Genomic DNA, 22,647 nt, shown 5'->3' on the forward strand with positions numbered 1-22,647 from the left:
GCTCCCGTCGCGCGCGCTGCCGCCGCACTCCCCAACCGCTGCCGCCTGGGCCCCCGTTTGGGCCCCCGGGCCCTCGAAACAGGCACGGCTGTCCCCTTACTCTCCGGGCGTCCCCAGCGTCACCGAACGCGTTCTGCGCGTCACCGAAGGAGAGGTCCGTCGTGCGGAAGATGCGGGAGCACACCATCGCCTCCAGGGCGGCCACCACCGCCCACCTGCGGATCACCGGCTGGCGCGACACGGTGGTGCGCCGGGTCGCCGCCAAGGCCGACCGGGGCCAGACGTCGGTCGAGTACCTGGGGATCATCGCGGTCGTCGTCCTGATCGTGGCCGCCATCCTCGGCACGAACATCGGCACCACCATCTACGACGCGATCACCGCACAGATCGCCAAGGTCGCCAAGTAACCGCCCGGCACGCCACGTTGAACGGCCCCGGTCCCGGCCCGTCCTGTGAGGTGGCCCCGGGCTCCGTCCTGCTCCCCGGTCTCCGGCGCGACGACCGGGGCCAGATGATGCCCGTCTACGTGGTGGTGATCGGCGCGCTGCTCTTCCTCGCGTTCGCCTACTTCGCCGTCGGCCAGGCCGCCGCCACCCGCAACGGGGCGCAGACGGCGGCCGACTCCGCCGCGCTCGCCGCCGCCCAGGACAGCGGCGACCAGGTGCGCGACGCGCTGCTCGACGCCTTCCGCACGGGACGGCTCGACGACATCGGCACGCTGCTCGACGGCGACCTGCCCGGGCTGCGCGACTCCTGCGACAAGGCGGGGGAGTTCGCCGCGCTCAACAAGGCGCACACCACCGACTGCCGGCCCCAGGGCCTGGACGGCTACGCGGTCACCGTGGAGACCGACTACACCGTGGGCCGCTCCGTGCTGGCGGGCACCGAGAACCGCAGGGCGCACGCCGACGCGAGCGCCGCGATCGGGCCCCGCTGCGCGTGGCAGCCCGTACAGCCCGCGCCCTCTTCGACCTCAAGCCCGACTCCCTCGCCGGGAGCGCCGGTTGGCGGTCCCTCGCCGAGTCCGTCGCCCAGTCCCTCCGCCACCGGCCCGGTGGGCACGTTGACGTGCGACGGACACGGCTGGCCGGTCGACCCCTCGGACCTGACCGTCTTCCCGTCCGTTGCGGACCTGTTCGACGTACACCTGACCAGCTGAGCGACGAAGGAACGGCCATGACGAGGACCCCGAGGAGCCGGAGGACCGGGCGGACGGCGCGGTTCGCCACCGGCGCGGCGGCGGTGGCGACCAGTGTCGGGCTGGCCCTCGCGCTCACCGGCTGCGGTGGCGGCGCCAAACCGGCCGCGGGCGGCGGCACTTCGGCGGGTGCCCCCAGCGACCCGGGCGCGGCGAGCGGTTCGGGGGGCGGTGCGCCAAGCGGCGACAGCGGCACCGTACTGGCCACCATCAAGGGCCCGGACGGCATCGTCCTCACCCTCACCTCGGCCCGCCGCGAGTCCGGCGGCTTCGTCACCGTCTCCGGCACCGTGCGCAACACCGGGGACCAGCCGTTCACCCAGGCCGCGAACTGGCGCGGCGACGAGGAGGCGCTCGTGAAGAACGGCGGCTCGCTCGCCGGGGCCAGCCTCGTGGACCTCGCCGCCAAGAAGCGCTACTACGTGCTGCGCGACACCGACGGCCGCTGCCTGTGCACCACCGGCCTGGACATCATCCAGCCCGGCGCCGACATCCCGGTCTTCGCGCAGTTCCCCGCGCCGCCCGCGTCCACCGCGCAGGTGGACTTCGAGGTGCCGACCCTGCCCTCCGCGACGATCGCGATCTCGGGATGAGGCCCGCGACCGCCCGGCGCGGCGCGAGGCCGGCCGCCCGGCACCGCGCCACGGTGGCCGCCCTCGCGCTGCTGGCCGCCGCGGCCCTCGGCCCGGCCGCTCCGGGCGTCGCCACCGCGGACGACGGTCCCGGCCCGGCGCCGTCCACCGCGTCCTCGCCGCCGGCCCAGGTCGACCCGCACGCGGCGGGACTGCGCCTCCAGCCCGGAGCCACGCTCGCGGCGCCCGAGGTGCTGGACATCGAGACGGTCGAGTCGGACTCCGCCGGGGACGAACGGGTCTCCGACACCCCGGCCGCCGTCACCTTCGACCTCCAGTCCGAGGTGATGTTCACCAAGGACAGCGCCACCCTGAGCCCGGACGCCGACGCCCGGCTGCGGGCCATCGCCGACGAGATCGCCCAGCAGCACGCCACCTGGGTGCACGTCTTCGGCTTCACCGACGACCTCGGCACCCACGCGCACGGCGTCACCCTCTCCAAGCAGCGCGCCGAGGCGGTCTACACCGAACTCGCCAGGGACCTCCCGGACGACGGTTCGATCCAGTTCGACGTACGCGGCTACGCCGAGCAGTACCCGATCGCCGACAACTCCACCGAGGCGGGCCGCCGCCAGAACCGGCGCGTCGAGATCACGTTCCCGAAGACGACGGGCGACTGACGCCGGGCGGCTCCGGCGCGACCGGCTCCACCGCGACCACCGTCCCGGGCCGCAGCCCCCACCCCGCCATCGCCCCGGCCGCCGCCTCCAGCACGTGACGGGAACGCGGCCTGGGCAGCCCCAGCCGGTTGCGCGGCATCGTGCGCACCGCCAGCACCCGCATCCGCCGGTCCAGATAGGCCACGTCGAGGGCGAACCGCATGCGGAAGGTGTGCACCCCGGAGGCGGGGGTCAGCAGCATCGCGCCCTCGACGCCGTCCCGCCCCAGCAGTCCCCGGCTGCGCGCCCGGTAGGACGCGGCCACCTCCAGCGGTACGGCGACGGCGCCGCCGCCGTCCGCCGGGACCCGCAGCACCGCCCGCCCGTCGCTCCACCCCATGACGTCGCCCTCCCCGCGTCAACCTGCGTACAACAGGTCATCCGGTCTCTTTTCCCGCTCCCGACCGGGCATTCGGTGTCCGAAGGGGCCCCGCCCACCCGATCGCGCGCTACAGTGAGAGTCCCCCCCTCGGGCCGATCCGCATCCCACCCCGCGGATCGGCCCGTTCTCTTTCCGCTTCCCCTCCGCTCGCTCCCCGCCGTGATCCGGCCGTTCCCAGGGACGTGATCCGGCCACCCGGACGGCGGCACGCCGCGTCACCCCGCCCCCGCACCGGGCCCCGCCATCCGGCCGTTCTCCGGCGATCGCGTGTTCATCTGTGCTTTCCGTCACGGAAAGGGCACCAGGGGAACCTGTGCGGCGTCTTAGCAGAGGGACACACCCCCCGGGCGCCCCGGATCACCGGCCGCGCCCGTACCGGACGGCAAGGTGAACGGCAGGGTGAAGTGAGCGTGAGCGGCTCGAAGCGCGGCAGCGGCTCCAAGCGCGGCGCCGGACGCTGGAACGCGGCGGCGGTCGCCCTCGGCGGCGTCCTGCTGCTGGGTGCGACCACCACCGGGTGCGGAGTGGGCGCCGGGGCACCGGACAGCTGGAACTACGTCAACGCGGACGGCGTGGCGTTCGCCCACCCCAAGGACTGGACCAACCTGCCGTCGTCGGCCCTGCCGCACGGCGCGCTGGCCGGCGCGGTCTGGAAGCAGGACGGCAAGGAGATCGCCACCGTCGAGGTGCTGCCCGCCCCCGGCAAGGGCTGGCCGGCGCGGCCCAAGGGCGCCAAGGTCAAGCGCAGCCCCGCGTTCACCCTCGGCGACAAGCCCGCGGACCAGGTCACCTACACCTACCGGCACGGCAAGCACGGCCCCAGCACCCGGGTGGTCTACCTGCGCGTGGTGGACGCCCGCGACCGCCCGGTGCTCATCCGCATCCAGGGCGAAGGCCCCGACTTCACCCAGGGGATGGCGGACATGATCGCCGACAGCGTGCAGGTCGGCACGGTCGGCAAGGGCAACATCGTCAAGACCTGAGACCGCGCGCCGCGACCGGCGGTAGCGTCACCCGGGTGGCTCCTCACGTCCTCGTCGTCTGCGCGGCCGCGCTGTGGGGCCTCGCCACCGGCTCCGCCGTCCCCCGCACGGCCCACCGGCTGGCGGCCCCCGGCGCGGACCACGAATCCACCGCCGTGAGCCGGGCGGTACGGATACGGTCCGCGCTGCTGGGCTGCCTGGTGTGCGCCGCGCTCGGCCAAGTGGTGGGCGTAAGGCCGGAGTTGGCGGTGTGGCTGCTGCTCGCGCCGGTCGGGCTCACGCTGGCCCGGGTCGACCTGACGGCGATGCGGCTGCCGGACGCGCTGACGCTGCCGGCCGCCGCCGGGACCGCCCTCGCCCTGGGCGGCGCCGCGCTGCTGCCCGCGCACGCCGGGTCCTGGCCGCGCGCGCTGCTGGGCGGACTGGCGCTCGGCGTCGGCTACTTCGGGCTGATGGTGATCAACCCCTCCGGCATGGCCTTCGGCGACGTCAAGCTCGCGCCGACGCTCGGTATGGCGCTGGCCTGGTACGGCTGGCCGGTGCTGCTGACCGGCACGGTGCTGTGCTTCGGCTGCGGCGCGCTCGTGGCCCTGGTGCTGCTGGCCACCCGGCGGGCGGGACGGCACACCGCGATCCCCTTCGGCCCGTTCATGCTGGCGGGCACGCTGGGCGGAGTGCTGCTGGGCGCGGCGGCGCACTGACGGGGCGTCGGCACCGCGCGGGGGTGGCATCGCGCGGGGGCTGCGGCGCACTGACGGGCCGTCGGCGGGGGCGGCCCCAGCGGCGCACGCCCCCGCCGCCCCGCTCACGCCCCCGCCGCTCGCCTCATGCCTCGCTGCTGCGGGACCAGATGTTGACGCCGGAGTCCACCGCGAACGAGTCGATCTCCCGCAGTTCGTCGTCGGTCAGCGCGGGCGCGCCGACCGCCGCGACGTTGGCCTCCAGCTGGGCGACGCTGGACGCGCCGATCAGCGCCGAGGTCACCCGTTCGTCACGCAGCACCCAGCTGAGCGCGAGCTGCGCGAGGGACTGGCCGCGCCGCCGGGCGATCTCGTTGAGCCCGCGCAGCCGTTCGACCACCTCGTCGGTGAGCAGGTGCGGGTCGAGCGACGTGCCCTGCGCGGCCCGTGAGTCCTCCGGGATGCCGCCGAGGTACTTGTCCGTCAGCATCCCCTGGGCGAGCGGCGCGAAGCAGATGCAGCCCATGCCCTCCGCCTCCAGGGTGTCCAGCAGCCGGTCGTCCTCGATCCAGCGGTTGATCATGGAGTACGAGGGCTGGTGGATCAGCGCCGGGACGCCCACCTCCCGCAGCAGCCGCGCCGCCTGCGCCGTGCGCTCCGCGTTGTACGACGAGACGCCCACGTAGAGCGCCTTGCCCTGCTGGACCGCGGACGCCAGCGCGCCCATGGTCTCCTCCAGCGGGGTGTCGGGGTCGAAGCGGTGCGAGTAGAAGATGTCGACGTAGTCGACGCCCATGCGCTTCAGCGACTGGTCGAGGCTGGCCAGCAGGTACTTGCGCGAACCCCATTCGCCGTACGGGCCGGGCCACATGTCGTAGCCCGCCTTGGTCGAGATGACCAGCTCGTCGCGGTACGGGCGGAAGTCCTGGGCCATCAGGGTGCCGAAGTTGGACTCGGCGGAGCCGTAGGGCGGGCCGTAGTTGTTGGCCAGGTCGAAGTGGGTGACGCCGAGGTCGAAGGCGCGGCGCAGGATGGCCCGCTGGGAGCCGAGCGTGCGGTCGTCGCCGAAGTTGTGCCACAGGCCCAGCGAGACCGCCGGGAGCTTCAGTCCGCTGCGTCCGGTGCGGCGGTACTCCATGCCGGCGTAGCGCTCGTCGGCGGCGCGATAGAGGGAACGTACATCCATACGCCCTGCCTATCACGGGTTTCCGGTCGGCGGACCGCCCGCGCGTCGGCTTGCGCCCGGCCCCCGCAAGGGTTCCGAACCTCGCCCCGGGGTCGTGGTCGCGGCCCCCAGCGCAGTATGGTGAGCCGCGGGGTGCCGTATTTCGAGGGGCTGGAAAGCATGAATCTGCGCGACCTGGTGTACGGGCTCTACGCACGCCGCGTCGAGTCCCGGCTGGATCTCGCGCAGGCCCCCAAGCACATCGGCGTCATCCTCGACGGCAACCGGCGCTGGGCGAAGGCCTCCGGCGGCAGCGCGGTGGAGGGCCACCGGGCCGGGGCGGACAAGATCGCCGAGATGCTCGGCTGGTGCGAGGAGACCGGTGTCGAGGTGGTCACCCTGTGGCTGCTGTCCACCGACAACCTCAGCCGCCCGCCGGAGGAGCTCAACCCCCTGCTCGGCATCATCGAGGGCGCGGTCTCCGGCCTGGCCGCCAGGGGCCGCTGGCGGGTCCACCACGTCGGCACCCTGGACCTGCTGCCGGGTCACACCCAGGCGGTGCTGAAGGAGGCCGAGGAGGCCACCCGGGAGGCGGACGGCCTGCTGGTGAACGTCGCCGTGGGCTACGGCGGCCGCCAGGAGATCGCGGACGCGGTCCGCTCGCTGCTGCTCGACCACGCCTCGCGCGGCACCTCGGTGGAGGACATCGCCGAGGTGCTGGACATCGACCACATCGCCGAACACCTCTACACCCGCGGCCAGCCCGACCCGGACCTGATCATCCGCACCTCGGGCGAGCAGCGGCTGTCCGGATTCATGCTGTGGCAGTCCGCCCATTCGGAGTACTACTTCTGCGAGGTCTTCTGGCCCGCGTTCCGCAAGGTCGACTTCCTGCGCGCCCTGCGTGACTACGCGGCCCGCCACCGCCGCTACGGCAACTAGCGCACCCGTCCCCCGGGCGTAGCCCTCCGTCCCACGCGCGGACCTCGTCGCATACGCAACCACTTTCGCGGGAATACCCCCCTCAGACCGGCACCCGGGCCACGGGCGCCGGACGACTGAGCGGGCGGCTGCGCGCCGTCCGTCCGGGAGGCCCAGTGCACACGGACGTGCTGTCCATCGGCCCAGCCCCTTCGGGCGGGCCGCGTCACGGTGCGGGCCGGTCCTCGGCCCACGGGTCCGGCCCCGGTCCAGTACCGCGCGACGCGCGCGCAGTCCGTACCGCCGTCGCCTCGACACCTCTCCCGAGGGGGTTCGTCCACCCGTGGTGACCAGCAAGAATCGCCGGGAGCACGACCGGCACACCTATGTCCTCGACACCAGCGTGCTGCTGGCCGACCCCAACGCCGTCATGCGGTTCGACGAGCACGAAGTGGTGCTGCCGGTCGTCGTGGTGACGGAGCTGGAGGCCAAGCGCCACCACCCGGAACTCGGCTACTTCGCCCGCCAGGCGCTGCGGCTGCTGGACGAGTACCGGATCCGCTACGGGCGGCTGGACGCGCCCATCCCGATCGGGGAGCTCGGCGGATCGCTCAGGGTCGAGCTGAACCACTCCGACCCGGGCGTGCTTCCGGCCGGCTTCCGCCTCGGCGACAACGACTCGCGCATCCTGGCGGTCGCCCGCAACCTCCAGGCGGAGGGGTACGACGTCACCGTCGTCTCCAAGGACCTGCCGCTGCGCATCAAGGCGTCCGCGGTCGGGCTGCTGGCCGAGGAGTACCGCGCGGAACTGGCCATCACCTCCGGATACACCGGAATGGCGGAGCTCCAGGTGACCGGCGCGGACGTCGACCGGCTCTTCGCCGAGGAGACCACCGCCCTGCCGGGCACCGAGGAGCTGCCGGTCCACACCGGCCTGGTGCTCCAGTCGGAACGCGGCAAGGCGCTGGGCCGGGTCGCCGAGGACGGCTCGGTGCGGCTGGTACGCGGCGACCGGGAGGCGTTCGGGCTGCACGGCCGCAGCGCCGAGCAGCGGATCGCGCTGGACCTGCTGCTCGACCCGGAGGTCGGCATCGTCTCGCTGGGCGGCCGGGCGGGCACCGGCAAGTCGGCGCTGGCGCTGTGCGCGGGCCTGGAAGCCGTGCTGGAGCGGCGGCAGCACCGCAAGGTGATGGTCTTCCGGCCGCTGTACGCGGTGGGCGGACAGGAGCTGGGCTACCTGCCGGGCAACGAGTCGGAGAAGATGAGCCCTTGGGCGCAGGCGGTCTTCGACACGCTCTCGGCGGTCACCTCGGCGGACGTCATCGAGGAGGTCGTGGAACGCGGCATGCTGGAGGTGCTGCCGCTCACCCACATCCGGGGCCGCTCGCTGCACGACGCCTTTGTGATCGTGGACGAGGCGCAATCCCTGGAGCGGAACGTGCTGTTGACCGTTCTGTCCCGGATCGGCGCCGGATCCCGGGTCGTTCTCACCCACGACGTGGCACAACGGGACAATCTTCGGGTCGGACGATATGACGGAGTGGTCGCCGTGGTGGAGAAACTGAAGGGTCATCCGCTGTTCGCCCATGTGACGCTGACCCGCTCCGAGCGCTCCCCGATCGCCGCACTGGTGACCGAGATGCTGGAGGACGTCCAGCCGTAGGACCCGCCGAAGCAGTGGCCAACGGTCGCTGCGCGTAAAGGATTTGACACGCTGAGGCTGCTGCGTCCGTGAAGGGCGCAGCAGCCTAGCCGTGTCCGGGGGCGACACGCCGGGGTTTCCGTGAAACCAGCAGGCCCAAACGCGTTGTGACGTTCGCCACGCAACTGAGAATTGCCTTAGCGCGTCATCGTCGGGCAGGGTGTGGGGCTGTCAGGTCCCGCTTACGGCGCACCGCACCGGCGACGGTGCGAAAACCCCCAGAACTGAACAGTGTTGGCCGTAAGCCGCCCAGCACCACGCGGACCCCGCTCGGGGATCGCACCGGGCCCGTGCCTCCCGTGACCAGTCGGACTCCGGTCCGCCACCAGGGGGAGGCCAGTGTCAGGGGCACGATTGCGTCCGCGCGGTCACCAACGCGGGCGACGCTGGAAGGAAACCGTGTGAGCCGGATCTCCGTCCGGGGTATCGCCGTAGCGTCAGCGACCGCGGTCACCACCGTGGGTGCCGTCGTGGGCGTCGCCTCTGGCAGCGAGCCGACCGCCGCAGCCGCGCAGCCCGTCGCCGACGCGACCTCCCTCGACACCATCGTCGACGGTCAGCAGACCAACGCGCAGGTCGCGTCGCTGACCGAACAGGTCCAGTCGCAGCAGGCCGCCGCCGACGCCGCCGCGAAGCAGGCAGCCGAGCAGGCCGCCCGCGTCGCGGCCGCCAAGCAGGCCGAGCTGAAGAAGAAGCAGGCCGAGCTGGCGAAGCTGAAGCAGGAGGCCGCCTCCCGCGACGAGCAGCGCCAGTCGCTGTCCACGCTGAGCTCGGGCGACTACTCGGTCTCGGGCATCCAGGCGATGGCCCAGCAGATCATCGGCAACGAGCAGCAGTACGAGTGCTTCTCCTGGATCGTGACGCACGAGAGCGGCTGGAACTACCAGGCGACCAACGCCTCCTCCGGCGCCTACGGCCTGGTGCAGGCCCTGCCCGGCTCCAAGATGGCCTCGGCGGGCGCCGACTGGCGGACCAACCCGGCCACGCAGATAAAGTGGGGCCTGGGCTACATGAACGACCGGTACCACAGCCCCTGCGGCGCCCAGCAGTTCTGGGAGGCCAACGGCTGGTACTGAGTACCGCCGAGGCCGCACGCCCGAGCCTTCCACGACGAGCCCCGCCGGGCCTTCCCGGCGGGGCTCGTCGCGTGACCGGCGCGTCCGCGGCCCGACCGCCGGTACCGCCTCGCCGGGGCCGTCAACCCCGCCGCCGGGTAACCTCGTCCTTCCGGGCGGTTCAGGAGCGCGCCCGCTCAGGGGCGCACCGCCAGCACCGCAGGGGATGGAACGGACATGCCGCACACAAGCCGGTGGCGTACCGGCCTCGCCGACAGCCTCGCCAGGGCCGCCGGCCGCCTCGCCGAGCGCAAGGCGGCGGCGGAGAACCGCGAGGAGCGGTTCGAGGAGCGTCTGGGGGAGCGCGGCGAGGCCGACGAGCGCCGGGCGGAGCGCCGGGACGACGACCGGTTCAGGGAGCGCGAGCGGGCCCGTGAGGAGGCGCACGACGAGGCGCACGACGACTACGTGCCCCCGCCGCCCTCCTACGCGCCCGCCGTCGCCGCCCCTCGCGCCCCGGTGGTCGCGGTGCCGTGGGGCGTGCGGGTGGCCGCGGAGGTCGCCTGGCGCTTCCTGATCCTGGCCGGTTCGCTGTACGTCCTGATGCGGGTGATCTCCGCGATCAAGCTGGTGGTGCTGGCGTTCGTGGCCGCGCTGCTGATCACCGCGCTGCTCCAGCCGATCGTCGCCCGGCTCAAGCGGGCCGGGCTGCCGCGGGGCCTGGCCACCGCGGTGACGTTCATCGGCGGCTTCGTGGTGATGGGCCTGGTCGGCTGGTTCGTGGTCTGGCAGGTGATGGAGAACACCGACCAGCTCTCCGACCAGCTCCAGGCCGGTATCGGCCAGTTGAAGAAGTGGCTGCTCAACTCGCCGTTCCACGTGACCGAGAAGCAGATCAACCAGATCGCCAAGAACCTCCAGCACGCGGTCGGCACCAACGCCGAGACCATCACCTCGGCCGGTCTCCAGGGCGTCACGGTGGTCCTGGAGGTCTTCACCAGCCTCTTCCTGGCGATGTTCTCCACCCTGTTCCTGCTCTACGACGGCCGCAACGTGTGGAACTGGGTGCTCAAGCTCTTCCCGCGCGACGCCCGCGAGGGCGTGGCCGGCGCCGGGCCGCGCGCCTGGCGCACCCTGACGCTCTACGTGCGCGGCACGGTGATCGTCGCGTTCATCGACGCGGTCTGCATCGGCGTGGGGATCTACTTCCTCGGGGTGCCGATGGCGGTGCCGCTGGCCGTGCTGATCTTCCTGGGCGCCTTCATCCCCATGGTCGGCGCGGTGGCCTCCGGCGCGCTGGCGATGATCGTGGCGCTGGTGACGCAGGGGCCGTTCACCATGCTGATGGTGCTGGTGGTGGTCCTGGCGGTGCAGCAGATCGAGGGCCACATCCTCCAGCCGTTCATCCTCGGCCGCGCGGTGCGGGTGCACCCGCTGGGCGTGGTGCTGGCGGTGGCGTCCGGTTCGCTGATCGCCGGGATCGGCGGCGCGGTGGTGGCGGTGCCGCTGGTCGCGGTCACCAACACGGTGGTCGGCTACCTGCGCCAGCACGTACGGGAGAACGCGCTGCGCCAGGCGGTCCCGGAGGCCGCGCCGCCCACGCCATCCACGCCATCCGAGCCGCCCACGCCGCCCGCCGCGCCCGCCCCGGAAGAGGGCTGACACGACGAGAGCGGGGTCACGGGAGACGACTCCCGTGACCCCGCTCTGTCGTTGCCGAAGGGCGGACCGGCGTCAGGCCGAGGCCAGCGCCGCCTCCGCGTCCAGCGTGGTGGCGACGGCCTGCACGACCGCCGCGATCTTGAACGCCTCCTGGACGACCTCGCGGCTCACGCCCGCCTTGCGCAGCACCTGCTCGTGCGAGTCCAGGCACTGGCCGCAGCCGTTGACCGCGGAGACCGCGAGCGACCACAGCTCGAAGTCGGCCTTCTCCACGCCCGGGTTGCCGATGACGTTCATCCGCAGGCCCGCGCGCAGCGTGCCGTACTCCGGGTCCGACAGCAGGTGCCGGGTGCGGTAGAAGACGTTGTTCATCGCCATGACGGCGGCGGCGGCCTTGGCCGCGGTGTACGCCTCAGGGCTCAGGTTGGCCTTGGCCTCCGGCTCCAGCTCGCGCAGCACGATGGGGCTGCGCGCGGCGATGGACACCGCGAGCACGGTGCCCCACAGCTGCTGCTGCGGCAGGTCGGAGTTGCCGATGACCGAACCGAGGTTGAGCTTGAGGTCCTTGGCGTAGTCCGGCAGCGCGGACTTCAGGGTGTCGAGTGCCATGTCAGCGGATCACTCCCCGGAGAGCAGCTTGACCGGGTCCAGGGTCTCGTCGCCCTTGCTCCAGTTGCACGGGCACAGCTCGTCGGTCTGCAGCGCGTCGAGCACCCGCAGGACCTCCTTGGGGTTACGGCCCACGGAACCGGCGGTCACCATCGAGAACTGGATCTCGTTGTTCTGGTCGACGATGAAGACCGCGCGCTGCGCGAAGCCGTCCTCGCCCTCGACGCCGAGGGCGCGCATCAGCTCGTGCTTGGAGTCGGCCAGCATCGGGAAGGGCAGCTCACGCAGGTCGGCGTGGTCACGCCGCCAGGCGTGGTGGACGAACTCCGAGTCGCCGGAGACGCCGAGCACCTGCGCGTCGCGGTCGGCGAACTCCTCGTTCAGCTTGCCGAACGCGGCGATCTCGGTCGGGCAGACGAAGGTGAAGTCCTTCGGCCAGAAGAAGACGACCGACCAGCCCTTGCCGAAGTCCTCGGAGCTGTACTCCTTGATCTCCAGCTTGTCGTCGGACGGGCCTTCCACGCCCATGAGCTTCCAAGCGGGGAACTGGTCACCGACAGTGAGCATTGAGGGGTCTCCTGTGCTTGCGCGGGTTGGACGTGACCCACCGTGCCACAGCCATGATTGATCACAGAAATCGCCCCGGCGCGACCTACTGATAGGTAGGGCTGATCAGTATCCTGGGAGGTGTCCTCCGCACCCGCCGGGTGCGCCCGCCACCGCACGTCCCGGGGAGCCCGCCGTCAAAGCGCAGCGTCAGCCCAGCCTCGCCCAGCTCAGGGCCTTCGCCGCGGTCGCGGAGCACCTGCACTTCCGGGACGCCGCCGCCGTCACCGGCACCAGCCAGCCCGCGCTGTCGGCCGCCGTCGCCGCGCTGGAGGACGTCGTCGGCGTCCGGCTGGTGGAACGGACCACCCGCCGCGTCCTGCTCACCCCCGCCGGGGAACGCCTCGCGGCGCGGACACGCAGCGTACTGGACGCGGTCGCCGACCTGATGGAGGAGGCGGAGGCGGTACGGGCGCCGTTCACCGGCGTGCTGCGGCTCGGCGTCATCCCGACGGTGGCGCCCTACCTGCTGCCGTCCGTGCTCGGCCTGGTCCACGACCGCTATCCGGACCTCGACCTCCAGGTCCACGAGGAGCAGACCGCCTCGCTGACCGAGGGCCTGACCGCCGGACGGCTCGACCTGCTGCTGCTCGCGGTGCCGCTGGGACTGCCCGCGATCACCGAACTGCCCCTGTTCGACGAGGACTTCGTCCTGGTCATGCCGCGCGACCACCGGCTCGCCGGACGCGACGACATCCCGCGCCGCGAACTGCGCGACCTCGACCTGCTGCTGCTCTCCGAGGGGCACTGCCTGCGCGACCAGGCCCTCGACATCTGCCGCGAGGTGGGCCGCGCCGAGGGGGCGCCGGTGACCACCAGCGCGGCCGGCCTGTCCACCCTGGTCCAGCTGGTCGCGGGCGGCCTCGGCGTCACGCTGCTGCCGCGCACCGCGGTCCCGGTCGAGGTGGGCCGCGGCGCCCGGCTGGCCACCGGCACCTTCCAGGACCCGGCGCCGGTACGGCGGATCGCGCTGGCGATGCGGACGGGGACGGCGCGGGCCCAGGAGTTCGAGACCTTCGCCGCCGCCCTGCGCGACACCCTGCGCCCGCTGCCGGTGCGCATGGCGGCCTGAGCGGGCCGAGGAGCCTCCGGCGGCCTTGAGTGCTTGAGCGGTCGAGCGCCCGGGCGGGTCGACGCGGCCCGCCCGGGCGCCCGTTCACTCCGTGCGCAGGCCGTCCGGCCGCATCATCCGCCACAGCGGCGGCAGGCTCAGCAGCGTGACCAGCACGACCACGCCTGCGCCCGCGCCCGCCATCACCGCGACCGAGGCCCAGTCGAAGCCCACCGACTCGTTGACCACCCGCAGCAGCACCGCGCCGAGCCCCAGGCCGCCCGCCACGGCGAGCACCAGCCCCAGCGCCATCGGCACCGCGGCCTGCCACAGCACCGAGAGGCCCAGCGTGCGGCGCCGGGTGCCGAAGGCCACCAGCGTCGCCAGCAGCCGCCTGCGCTCGCGCAGTTGCTCCAGCATCGACACCAGCAGGCTGGCCCCGATCATCACCAGCACCGCCACCGCCCCGATCATCAGCCCGCGCCGGAGACTCACGTACCGCTGGGCCTCCTGGGTCGCGTGCAGCGTCGTCGTCGGGTCCGACGGGTCGATGCGCACCGCCGTGTTGCGCACCAGGTCCTCGGCGTCCGGCACGCCCGGGTCCAGCGTGATGGCGATGCGGGCCTGGGGGGCCTGGAGCAGGTCCGGGTCGAGCGCCTCCGGGGTGGCCAGCACGCCCGAGCGCTCGTAGCCGGTGGCGTCCGTCTCCCCGGTCACGGTCCGCGCCGAGGCCGGGATGGTCCACGGCCTGGGCCCGTCGCCGGTCGCGCCGGGCGTGCCGGGGACGCTCAGGTCGAGCCGGTGCCCCGGCGTGAGCAGCGGGTCGGGCGGGCTGCCGTACAGGCCGGTCACCAGGAAGACGCTGCCGGGGGAGCACGACCCGATACGGGCGACCTGCCGCAGCGTGGCGCAGTCGCCCACCGTGATCCCGGTCGTGCTCAGGTCGTCCTCCGCCTGCTCGCCGTGCCCGGACCGCGCCGCGTCCCTGGCCCTGGCGGCGGCTCCGAGGTCGGCGGCCCCGCTCTCCGCCGTGCCCATCACCTGGCGCACGCCCTCGGTGGTGCGGAAGGCGCCGACGACCCGCTTGACCTGGGAGCCGTCGCGCACCGGAATGTCGACCGCCATCTGCGCCGACGCCGGGTCCTGACCGGTGTCGTGGGTGAACTGGCCCGCCACACCGGCGAACACCGCCTGCACCGCGATCGCCCCGGCCACCGCCACGGTGATCCCGCTGACCGTCCGCGCCGCCACGCCGGACGACAACTGGAGGCTGCGGGAAGCCAGTTGCCACGGCACGGGACCGGCGCCGCCCAGCCGGGCGACCACCGTCTGCACCAGCCACGGCAGCAGCGTGGTCAGCCCGAGCAGCAGCAGTACCGCGCCCGCGGCGACCTGCGGCCGGTTCACCGAGGAGGCCGGGCCGGTCGCGGCGACCGTGCCGATCAGCGGGTACAGCATCGCGAGCCCGGCCGCGGGCACCAGCAGCCGCCACCACAGCCGCCGCCTTCGGGGCGTCGCGCCGCGCACCACGCCCAGCGGCTCGATGACCACCCCGCGCAGCGCCAGCAGCGTCACCAGCACCGCGGCCACCGGCACGGCCACCGCGATCAGCGCGGCCAGCTCGGGGGCGGGCGTCATGTCGGAGGGGAAGACGCTGGTCTGGTCGAGGGAGAACGTCCCGATCGCCCGCCGCAGCCCCAGGAAGACCGCGGCTCCGGCGACCAGCCCCAACAGCGCGCCGCACAGCGCCTCACCGGCCGCGATCCGCCGCGTCGTCCGGGAGTCGGCGCCGATCAGCCGCAGCGCCGCCAGCCGCCGGTCGCGCCGCTCGCCGCCGAAGCGCACCGCGGTCGCGACGAAGACCCCGACCGGCACCAGCAGCACCACGAAGACGATGACGAGCAGCACGATCAGCACCGGGGTCCACGGGTCCTGCGGGAACCCGCCGCCGAAGCGGTCGATGCGCCGGGTCATCCCGACGTACTGGGAGAGCCCATGGGCGCCCGCGTAGTAGAGCAGTTCCTTCGGACCGCTCAGCCCGGCCGCGCCCACGGTCCCGACGACGTGCTGCGGCAGCCGTTCGCGCAGCAGCCTGTCCGCCGGGTCGGCGAGCATCGAGGCGAGCGCGGGGGAGACCACCATCTCGCCCGGCCCCGGCATCCGGCTCACCCCGGGCGGCAACGGCGGCTCGGCGCCCTCGGGTTCGAAGAGGTCGCCGGTGATGTCGTACCAGCGGTAGGTGGTGTTCGCCGGCTCGACCAGCAGGGTGTGCGGGCCCGGCCGCGTCGGTTCGGCGCCCGAGCCGTCGGTGGACCGGGCGCTGGTCCGGTCCGACCTGGCCTGCAACATCGCGGGCACGGCGGCGGTGGTCAGCAGCAGGGCCACGCCGAGACCCACGCCGACCGCGGTCAGCAGCGTACGGATCCAGCCCTCACGGCCCCCGGTGACGGCGAACCGCATGCCGAGACCGAGGTCGCGCGCCCAGACACGGAACGGGTCGTGCGCCGCGGAGCCGGAGCGCGCGGGGTGCTCGGAGCGCGCGGGGCGCTCGGGGTGCGGCGCGCTCACGCGGCCGGCTCCCGGGTCAGGTCGCGCGAGCGCCCGTCGCGCACCACGACCTCGCGGTCGGAGTACGCGGCGACCCGCGCCTCATGGGTGACCAGCACGACGGCCGCGCCGGTGTCGCGGGCCGCCGAGGTCAGCAGCCGCATCACCCGCTCGCCGTTGAGCGAGTCGAGGGCGCCGGTCGGCTCGTCGGCGAAGACCACCCGCGGCTCGGTGACCAGCGCGCGGGCCACCGCGACCCGCTGGCCCTGGCCGCCGGAGACCTCGCCGGGCCGCTGCCGGGTCACCTCCGCGACCTCCAGGCGCTCCAGCCACTCGGTGGCGCGGCGCTCGGCCTCCTTGCGCCTGACCCCGCCGAGCCGCAGCGGCAGCGCCACGTTCTCCAGGCAGGTCAGTTCCGGGACGAGCTGGCCGAACTGGAAGACGAAGCCGAACTCGTCGCGCCGCAGCCTGCTGCGTTCGGCGTCCGGCATCGCCGACAGCTCCCGGTCCCGGTAGCGGACCACACCCGCGTCGGGGCGGACGATCCCGGCCAGGCAGTGCAGCAGCGTCGACTTGCCGGAGCCGGAGGGGCCCATGACGGCCACGACCTCGCCGGGGGATATGGAGAAGTCCGCCTCGTCGAGCGCGGGGGTGGTGCCGTAGGTCTTGCGCAGCCCGGTGGCGGTCAGCAGGGGACGCCGCCCGGGTCGCGCGCCGTCGTCCGCGGCCTGGGCGTCGCGTGCCACGCTCACGACCGGACCTCCTTCGCCAGGTCGTCGAGCCGGGCGGCGGTCAGTTCGAGCCACCGCAGGTCGGCTTCGAGGTGGAACAGCGCGTGGTCGCACACCAGCTGGTCGGCGAGGTCGCCGTCCGTCTTGCGGCGGGTCAGCTCGCGCATCAGCCGCAGGTGCTCGGAGCGCTGGGAGTCCAGCAGGTCGGCGGCGCTGCGCCCGGTGAGCAGGGCGAGCACCACCTTCGTGTAGAGGGTGCTGTGCAGGTACGGCTCGGGGCGCTCGGGCCGCGCGAGCCAGTCCTCGACGTCGGTGACGCCCGCGTCGGTGACCGCGTACCGCTTGCGCTCGGGACCGCCGCCGGGCTCGATGCCCTCGACCACGACGAGGCCGTTCTTCAGCAGCCGGGCCAGCGTCGAGTAGACCTGGCCGTAGGCGAGCGGGCGGTCCTGCCCGAAGCGTTCGTCGAAGGCCCGCTTGAGGTCGTAACCGTGGCGTGGCCCCGACTCCAGGAGTCCGAGAAAGGTGTGGCCGATTGACATGCGAGGGACTCTACACCATGCGTATACACCGCGTGTATAGGTGCGGAAGCGGCCACGTTCGCCGGTTCGGGGTGGCGCCCGCTTTGGTTCCCGGCCATCGGCGTGGCCCTTCTCACGTGCCGATATTGTTCGATTTTCGGCAAATAGTGGCAGCTAGTGGTGTTAGGTTCGGCGATCGCGTCTGTTGGCTGAGGAGAGACGGATCGTGCGGACCAGGAACGGGGCCGGCACCGGCGGAAGCCGGGGCGGCAGGGCCAAGGGCAACGGCAGGGGCTGGACCCTGGGCCGCGTACTGCGCTGGGCGCTGGGCTGCGCCCTCGGCGTGCTGGTGCTCGGCATCGGCGCGTTCGTCGCGCTGTACTTCATGGTCGACGTGCCCGACGCGAACGCGGCCGCCACCGCCCAGGCCAACGTCTACAAGACCGCCGACGGCAAGGTGATCGCCCGCACCGGCGAGATCAACCGCGAGAAGGTCCCGCTCAGCCAGATACCCGTGGCCGTCCAGCACGACTTCGTGGCCGCCGAGAACAAGACCTTCTACTCGGACAAGGGCGTCGACCTCAAGGGCATGGCCCGCGGCGTCTACAACACCCTGTCCGGGCACGGCACCCAGGGCGGCTCGACGATCACCCAGCAGTACGTCAAGAACTACTACCTCGACCAGAACCAGACGATCAGCCGCAAGGCCAAGGAGCTGATCATCTCGCTCAAGGTCGACCAGGAAGTCAGCAAGTCCGACATCCTCGACGGCTACCTCAACACCGCCTACTTCGGCCGCGGCGCCTACGGCGTCCAGGCCGCCGCCCAGGCCTACTACGGCGTCGACGTCAGCAAGCTCGACGCCGAGCAGGGCGCCTACCTGGCCTCGCTGGTGCAGGCGCCCAGCCAGTACGACTGGGCGGTCGCCGGGCCCGAGGGCAAGAAGCTGGTGACCGCCCGCTGGAACTACGTGCTCGACAACATGGTCGGCATGAAGTGGATGGACCCGGCCGCCCGCGCCAAGGCCACCTTCCCGGTCCCGATCGCCCCCAAGCCGCTGCCCGGACTCACCGGCCAGAGCGGCTACTTCGTCGAACTCGCCGACCACCAGCTGGAGTCCAGCGGCGCGATCACCGACGCCCAGCTCGCGGCGGGCGGCTGGACCATCACCCTGTCCATCGACCCGTCCAAGCAGCGCGACCTGCAGAACGCGGTCAAGACCGAGCTGACCAGCCAGCTCGACCCGAAGGACCGCAAGACCGACGCCGCCGTCCAGCCGGGCGCGGTCTCCGTCGACCCCAAGACCGGCTACATCGTGGCGCTCTACGGCGGCGCGGGCTACACCGAGCACTACGTCTCCAACGCCACCCGCTCCGACTACCAGGTCGCCTCCACCTTCAAGCCGATCGCCTTCGCCTCGGCGCTGGAGAACCACGCGACCACCCAGGACGGGCGGCCGATCGACGCCTCCACGATCTACGACGGCACCAGTCGCCGCCCGGTGCAGGGCGCGTCCGTGCCGTTCGCGCCGCCCAACGAGGACGGCGTCAACTACGGCAACATCACCGTGCAGAAGGCCATGGACGACTCCGTCAACTCGGTCTTCGCCCAGCTCGCGGTGGACGCCGGTCTCGACAAGGTGGCCAACACCGCGGTCGGCCTCGGCATGCCGTCCAGCACCGAGGGCCTGCGCGACGGGCCGTCGATCGCGCTCGGCACGATGGGCGCCAGCCCGCTGACCATGGCCGGGATCTACGCCACCTTCGACAACCACGGCCAGAAGGTGACCCCCAGCATCGTCAAGTCGGCCGTGCGCAACGGCACCCCGGCCCAGCTGTCCAGCCCGATCGGCGGGCAGGCGGTCAGCCGGGCCACCGCCGACGCGGTCACCTCGGTGCTCACCGGCGTGGTCAACTCCGGCACCGGCTCGGCCGCCCAGCAGAAGAGCGACGTCGCGGGCAAGACCGGCACCTCCGACAGCGACAAGTCGGCCTGGTTCACCGGCTACACCCCGGACCTGGTCACCTCGGTCGGCCTGTTCGGCCAGGACGCCAAGACCGGCGCCCAGGTGACCCTGTCCGGCGCGGGCGGCGACGGCCGGGTCAACGGCGGCACGTTCCCCGCGCAGATCTGGGGCGCCTACACCCAGGCGGCGATCAGCGGCGAGGACGCCGAGCACTTCGACCTCGACACCGACCAGGGCGCGGGCGTGGTGCCCGACGCGCCGATCCCGTCGCACACGCCGTCCTCCGCGCCGCCGTCCAGCCCCGCCTCCACCGGCCCCTCGGCGCCCACGGTGCCCTCGCACACCCCGTCGACGCACCCCAGCGAGCCGCCGGTGCCGTCCCGCTCGCCCAAGCCGCCGGTCAGCCCGAACCCGCCGAACCCGACGACGAGCGGTCAGCCGGTCGACCCGGGCGGCGGAGGCGACGAGCAGCAGGGCGTACCCGGCTTCGGCTGATCAGGCTGATCCGGGACTGATCCGGACGCGATGCAGCCCCGTGGCACGGAGCGGACGTCTCGTGCCACGGGGCTGCGGTCCCTCGGGCGACGAGGACGCGGTGCCGCCCTTACCGGCAGTCAACAGGCGCGCCGCGCCCTCGGCAACAGGGCACGCCTGCCCGGCGCGGCGGCCGGCACTCCCGGGGGGAACCGTGCCGGCCGCGCACCGCGCTCAGGGCAGCGGCAGTTCGAACCAGACCACCTTGCCCGCGCTCAGCCGGGTGGCCCCCCACCGCTGGGCCAGCCGGTGGACGAGGAAGAGCCCGCGCCCGTTCTCGTCCTGGGTCCCGGCGTGCCGCATCCGGGGCAGCTGCGGCGCGTCGTCGCCGACCTCGCAGCGCAGCACGTCGGTACGGAGCAGCCGCAGCGTGATGGGGCGTCCCGCGTACCGCACCGCGTTGGTCACGACCTCGCTGACCAGCAGTTCCACCGAGTCCGCCAGGTCGTCCAGGTCCCAGCGGCGCAGCGCCCTGCGCACCAGGCGGCGGGCCCGGCCCGCGGTCTGCGGATGCGGTTCGAGGAACCAGTAGGCGACGTCGCTGGGCGCGATGCCGTCGAAGCGGGCGGCCAGCAACGCGATGTCGTCGTCCCGGTCGCCGGGCCCGAGGATGTCCAGCACCTCGTCGCACAGCGGTTCCAGGGGCGGCGGGCAGACGATCGAGCCGACCGCGCCCAGCCGCTCGCGGAGCCGTTCGATCCCGGACCACACGTCCCGGGTACGCGACTCCACCAGGCCATCGGTGTACAGAAGTAAGGTCGCGTCCGCGGGCGCGGGCAGCTCGACCGCCTCGAACGGCACGCCGCCCACCCCGATCGGGGCGCCCTCGGGCACCTTGAGCACTTCGGTGCGCCCGTTCGCGTGCAGCATCACGGGCGGCGGATGCCCGGCGTTGGCCACGACCAGCCGGTGCGCTATCGGGTCGTAGACCGCGTAGACGCAGGTCGCCATGCGGTCGTGGCCGAGGCGCTGGGCCTGCTCGTCCAGGTGGTACAGGACCTCCTGCGGCGGCAGGTCGAGCCCGGCCAGCGTCTGCACCGTGGTGCGCAACTGGCCCATGATCGCGGCCGACTGCATGGAGTGACCCATCACGTCGCCGACCACCAGCGCCACCCGGCTGCCCGGCAGCGGGATCGCGTCGTACCAGTCGCCGCCGACCCGCGCGGTCTCCGCCGCGGGCAGATAGCGGCTGGCCAGCCGCACGCCGGTGGGCTGCGGCAGCGAGTCGGGCAGCATCGCGCGCTGCAACTGGTCGGCGATGTACGCCTCGCGGCCGTAGAGCACCGCCTTGTCCACGCCGAGCGCGGTGTGGGTGGCCAGCTGAGCGGCGATCAGCAGGTCGTCCGGTTCGAACGCGGGCCGGTCCGGGCGGCGCAGCAGCACCGCCGCGCCGATCACCCGGCGCCGGCCGCGCAGCGGGGCCAGCACGGCCCGCCGCCCGGTGGGCACCTCGCAGTCGACGAGTTCGGCGAGCGCCTGCTCGACCTGCTCGGTCTCCGCGAACAACGGCCGCACCCCGCGCAGCACCTCCGCCAGCGGACCGTCCATCCGCACCCGGGTGGTCTCCGCGGCGGCGCTCACCTCCGGCGCGGGCACCAGCGGCAGGCGCGGGCCGAGCGTGCCCTCGGTGTCGGCGTCCTCCGGGATGCGGTCGGTCCTGCGCAGCCGCAGCACCAGCGGCTCCACCGGCCGTTCGTCGCCCACCGGCAGCGGATCACGCAGGTAGACCAGGATCGCGTCGGCGAAGGTCGGCACCACCGAGCGGCACAGGCCCAGCACGATCTCGTCCAGGTCGAGGCCGCGGGCGATCCGCCGGGTGGCGGCGCCCACGTACCGCAGCCGTCCGGTCTCCGGCTCGGCCGGTCCCGCGTGCGCCCCGCCGGAAGCCCTCACGGGCTGGGAGGCGGGCGCAGGCCCGGGCACGGAAGCGGGCTCCCGCGGCGGCTGTTCACGCGGTCGCGGCGGGCGGGCCGCCGGGCCGTCCTGGGTGGTGGCCCGCACCCGGTGCTCCCCGGGCCCCTCGCCGGGTCCGGCACCGGCCGCGGTCCGCGACCCCGGCCGGGATCCGCCGCGGGGGTCCGCGGGCACGCCCGCATCGCCGCCGCTGGCGCCCGGCTCGTGCGGGCGCGCGGCGGCACCGCTGGACGCGCTTATCTCCTCGGCCGCCCGCCGAGGGGCGCGGTGCTCCGTCACGCTAGGGGTTCCATCCGTCCGTCCGTGCGCCGCAGGCAACCTGCGCAACCGTTCAGGTGAGCCGCCGGCAGTGCAGGAAGAGCTGCTCCTCCGGCGGCACATCGGTGCTCGCCGGGGCGTACGAGTACGAGGACTCCTCGACGATCTCGAAGCCCGCGTCACACACGACCCGTCGCAAATCGTCCCGCAAGTATCCAGATACCCGGATCGTGTGACCGAGGAACGGAATGGCGAAATCATCCACGTCCGCTTCCACCATGGAAAGCGCCAGCAACCCTGACGGCACCAGGAGTTCACGCACCGTCGCGAGCGCCAGCGGGATCTCCGCGCGCGGCAGCATCAGCAGCGAGAAGAACGCGGTGGCGCCGTCGTAGCGCCCCTTGCCGCCCGCCACCGTCTCGCCCGGGCCGCCCGGTCGCAGGTCCGCGATGTCCATCTGGTGGAAGACCGCGTCCGGCACCCGCTCACGGGCCAGCGAGACCATCTTGGACGACAGGTCGATGCCGACCACCTTGTGGCCCGCGTCGCTGAGTTGACGCGTCGTCGGCACACCGCTGCCGCAGCCGAGGTCGATCACGCGCGACCCGGCCGGCAGGGACCCGGCGAGCCAGGCGCCCGCCGCGAGTTGTCCCTCCTTGTGCGGGAAGGCGTCGTCGTACCGGTCGCCTATGGCGTCGAACGCCTCGGCCTGGCCGGTGCGGTCCGGCACTCCGTACTCGTAGCCGTCGCTTCCCACGGACTCCACGGGCTCCCTGGCTCCTCTGGTCGGCCTGACTGAGCGTCAAGCCTTGGTCGCTGCTTGCTTTTTCGGCGATGCCGCGAAGGACGATCCTACGTACCCGGGGGAGGG

The 22,647-nt window shown here is 73.1% G+C and carries 21 protein-coding genes; 12 read left to right on the plus strand and 9 right to left on the minus strand.

Features of this window, described 5'->3' with window-relative positions; all coding sequences use genetic code 11:
- Positions 1 to 170: 170 nt before the first annotated feature.
- Genes K7472_RS04240 through K7472_RS04255 form a run of 4 tightly spaced genes read left to right on the plus strand, consistent with a single transcriptional unit; the run spans position 171 to position 2,450 of the window.
- On the plus strand, positions 171 to 407 hold the full coding sequence (locus tag K7472_RS04240) for a hypothetical protein (protein WP_252395107.1): 237 nt from the start codon (positions 171 to 173) through the stop codon (positions 405 to 407).
- 50 nt (positions 408 to 457) lie between these two features.
- A complete protein-coding gene (locus K7472_RS04245) occupies positions 458 to 1,159 on the plus strand; it encodes a pilus assembly protein TadG-related protein (protein WP_308013766.1) in 702 nt (233 codons plus the stop codon).
- A gap of 17 nt (positions 1,160 to 1,176) precedes the next feature.
- A complete protein-coding gene (locus K7472_RS04250) occupies positions 1,177 to 1,791 on the plus strand; it encodes a hypothetical protein (protein ID WP_222973980.1) in 615 nt (204 codons plus the stop codon).
- Complete coding sequence (locus K7472_RS04255) at positions 1,788 to 2,450, plus strand: OmpA family protein (RefSeq protein ID WP_222973982.1); 663 nt, start codon at positions 1,788 to 1,790, stop codon at positions 2,448 to 2,450. The genes K7472_RS04250 and K7472_RS04255 overlap by 4 nt, the downstream gene beginning before the upstream one ends.
- Here K7472_RS04255 and K7472_RS04260 read toward each other — a convergent pair.
- Positions 2,422 to 2,829 carry a DUF192 domain-containing protein gene (locus tag K7472_RS04260; RefSeq protein ID WP_222973984.1) on the minus strand — a complete coding sequence of 136 codons (408 nt, stop codon included), beginning with the start codon at positions 2,827 to 2,829 and terminating at the stop codon, positions 2,422 to 2,424. The two genes, K7472_RS04255 and K7472_RS04260, sit on opposite strands and share 29 nt — an antisense overlap.
- 452 nt (positions 2,830 to 3,281) lie before the next feature.
- On the opposite strand from K7472_RS04260, the gene K7472_RS04265 reads away from it, so the two are divergent.
- Together K7472_RS04265 and K7472_RS04270 are read left to right on the plus strand one after the other, a co-directional pair.
- Positions 3,282 to 3,854, plus strand: a complete 573-nt coding sequence (locus K7472_RS04265) for a hypothetical protein (RefSeq protein ID WP_308013767.1) — start codon at positions 3,282 to 3,284, stop codon at positions 3,852 to 3,854.
- A 35-nt stretch (positions 3,855 to 3,889) separates the two neighbouring features.
- Positions 3,890 to 4,555 (plus strand): prepilin peptidase, encoded by a 666-nt coding sequence (locus tag K7472_RS04270; protein WP_222973986.1) that lies wholly within the window; start codon positions 3,890 to 3,892, stop codon positions 4,553 to 4,555.
- 124 nt (positions 4,556 to 4,679) lie between these two features.
- Here the strand turns inward: K7472_RS04270 and mgrA are convergent, their stop codons facing one another.
- A complete protein-coding gene (mgrA, locus tag K7472_RS04275; RefSeq protein WP_222973989.1) occupies positions 4,680 to 5,720 on the minus strand; it encodes an L-glyceraldehyde 3-phosphate reductase in 1,041 nt (346 codons plus the stop codon).
- A 159-nt stretch (positions 5,721 to 5,879) separates the two neighbouring features.
- Here mgrA and K7472_RS04280 point away from each other — a divergent pair, with 159 nt between their 5' ends.
- The 4 genes from K7472_RS04280 to K7472_RS04295 all read left to right on the plus strand — a co-directional run bounded on the left by K7472_RS04280 (position 5,880) and on the right by K7472_RS04295 (position 11,039).
- Positions 5,880 to 6,641 carry an isoprenyl transferase gene (locus K7472_RS04280; protein ID WP_222973991.1) on the plus strand — a complete coding sequence of 254 codons (762 nt, stop codon included), beginning with the start codon at positions 5,880 to 5,882 and terminating at the stop codon, positions 6,639 to 6,641.
- 322 nt (positions 6,642 to 6,963) lie between these two features.
- Positions 6,964 to 8,283: an RNA 5'-3' helicase PhoH2 gene (gene phoH2, locus K7472_RS04285; RefSeq protein ID WP_222973993.1), complete on the plus strand. Its 1,320-nt coding sequence runs from the start codon at positions 6,964 to 6,966 to the stop codon at positions 8,281 to 8,283.
- Between the two features lie 440 nt (positions 8,284 to 8,723).
- Positions 8,724 to 9,398, plus strand: a complete 675-nt coding sequence (locus K7472_RS04290) for an aggregation-promoting factor C-terminal-like domain-containing protein (protein WP_222973995.1) — start codon at positions 8,724 to 8,726, stop codon at positions 9,396 to 9,398.
- 216 nt (positions 9,399 to 9,614) lie between these two features.
- Positions 9,615 to 11,039 (plus strand): AI-2E family transporter, encoded by a 1,425-nt coding sequence (locus K7472_RS04295; RefSeq protein ID WP_222973997.1) that lies wholly within the window; start codon positions 9,615 to 9,617, stop codon positions 11,037 to 11,039.
- Positions 11,040 to 11,111: 72 nt separating this feature from the next.
- Here K7472_RS04295 and K7472_RS04300 read toward each other — a convergent pair whose 3' ends face one another.
- Positions 11,112 to 11,648 carry an alkyl hydroperoxide reductase gene (locus K7472_RS04300; protein WP_222973999.1) on the minus strand — a complete coding sequence of 179 codons (537 nt, stop codon included), beginning with the start codon at positions 11,646 to 11,648 and terminating at the stop codon, positions 11,112 to 11,114.
- Positions 11,649 to 11,657: 9 nt separating this feature from the next.
- Positions 11,658 to 12,215: a peroxiredoxin gene (locus tag K7472_RS04305; RefSeq protein ID WP_222974001.1), complete on the minus strand. Its 558-nt coding sequence runs from the start codon at positions 12,213 to 12,215 to the stop codon at positions 11,658 to 11,660.
- Between the two features lie 88 nt (positions 12,216 to 12,303).
- On the opposite strand from K7472_RS04305, the gene K7472_RS04310 reads away from it, so the two are divergent.
- Positions 12,304 to 13,326 carry a hydrogen peroxide-inducible genes activator gene (locus K7472_RS04310; protein ID WP_372457915.1) on the plus strand — a complete coding sequence of 341 codons (1,023 nt, stop codon included), beginning with the start codon at positions 12,304 to 12,306 and terminating at the stop codon, positions 13,324 to 13,326.
- 84 nt (positions 13,327 to 13,410) lie between these two features.
- Here the strand turns inward: K7472_RS04310 and K7472_RS04315 are convergent, their stop codons facing one another.
- The 3 genes from K7472_RS04315 to K7472_RS04325 all read right to left on the minus strand — a co-directional run bounded on the left by K7472_RS04315 (position 13,411) and on the right by K7472_RS04325 (position 17,125).
- Positions 13,411 to 15,765 carry an FtsX-like permease family protein gene (locus tag K7472_RS04315; protein WP_222974379.1) on the minus strand — a complete coding sequence of 785 codons (2,355 nt, stop codon included), beginning with the start codon at positions 15,763 to 15,765 and terminating at the stop codon, positions 13,411 to 13,413.
- Positions 15,766 to 15,869: 104 nt separating this feature from the next.
- Positions 15,870 to 16,604, minus strand: coding sequence for an ABC transporter ATP-binding protein (locus tag K7472_RS04320; RefSeq protein ID WP_372457904.1), 735 nt, complete (start codon positions 16,602 to 16,604; stop codon positions 15,870 to 15,872).
- Positions 16,601 to 17,125 (minus strand): PadR family transcriptional regulator, encoded by a 525-nt coding sequence (locus K7472_RS04325; RefSeq protein WP_222974003.1) that lies wholly within the window; start codon positions 17,123 to 17,125, stop codon positions 16,601 to 16,603. Before K7472_RS04325 ends, K7472_RS04320 begins: the two co-directional genes overlap by 4 nt.
- 205 nt (positions 17,126 to 17,330) lie before the next feature.
- Here K7472_RS04325 and K7472_RS04330 point away from each other — a divergent pair, with 205 nt between their 5' ends.
- Positions 17,331 to 19,565 (plus strand): transglycosylase domain-containing protein, encoded by a 2,235-nt coding sequence (locus K7472_RS04330; RefSeq protein WP_372457905.1) that lies wholly within the window; start codon positions 17,331 to 17,333, stop codon positions 19,563 to 19,565.
- Positions 19,566 to 19,778: 213 nt separating this feature from the next.
- Here the strand turns inward: K7472_RS04330 and K7472_RS04335 are convergent, their stop codons facing one another.
- The gene (locus K7472_RS04335; RefSeq protein WP_308013769.1) at positions 19,779 to 21,797 is read right to left on the minus strand and encodes a SpoIIE family protein phosphatase; all 2,019 of its coding nucleotides are present in this window, start codon (positions 21,795 to 21,797) and stop codon (positions 19,779 to 19,781) included.
- Positions 21,798 to 21,849: 52 nt separating this feature from the next.
- Entirely contained in the window at positions 21,850 to 22,533 is a 684-nt protein-coding gene (locus K7472_RS04340) for a class I SAM-dependent DNA methyltransferase (RefSeq protein WP_372457916.1), read from the minus strand.
- Positions 22,534 to 22,647: the final 114 nt, after the last annotated feature.

The sequence above is a fragment of the Streptantibioticus parmotrematis genome, from assembly GCF_019890615.1.
Lineage (GTDB): Bacteria > Actinomycetota > Actinomycetes > Streptomycetales > Streptomycetaceae > Streptantibioticus_D > Streptantibioticus_D parmotrematis.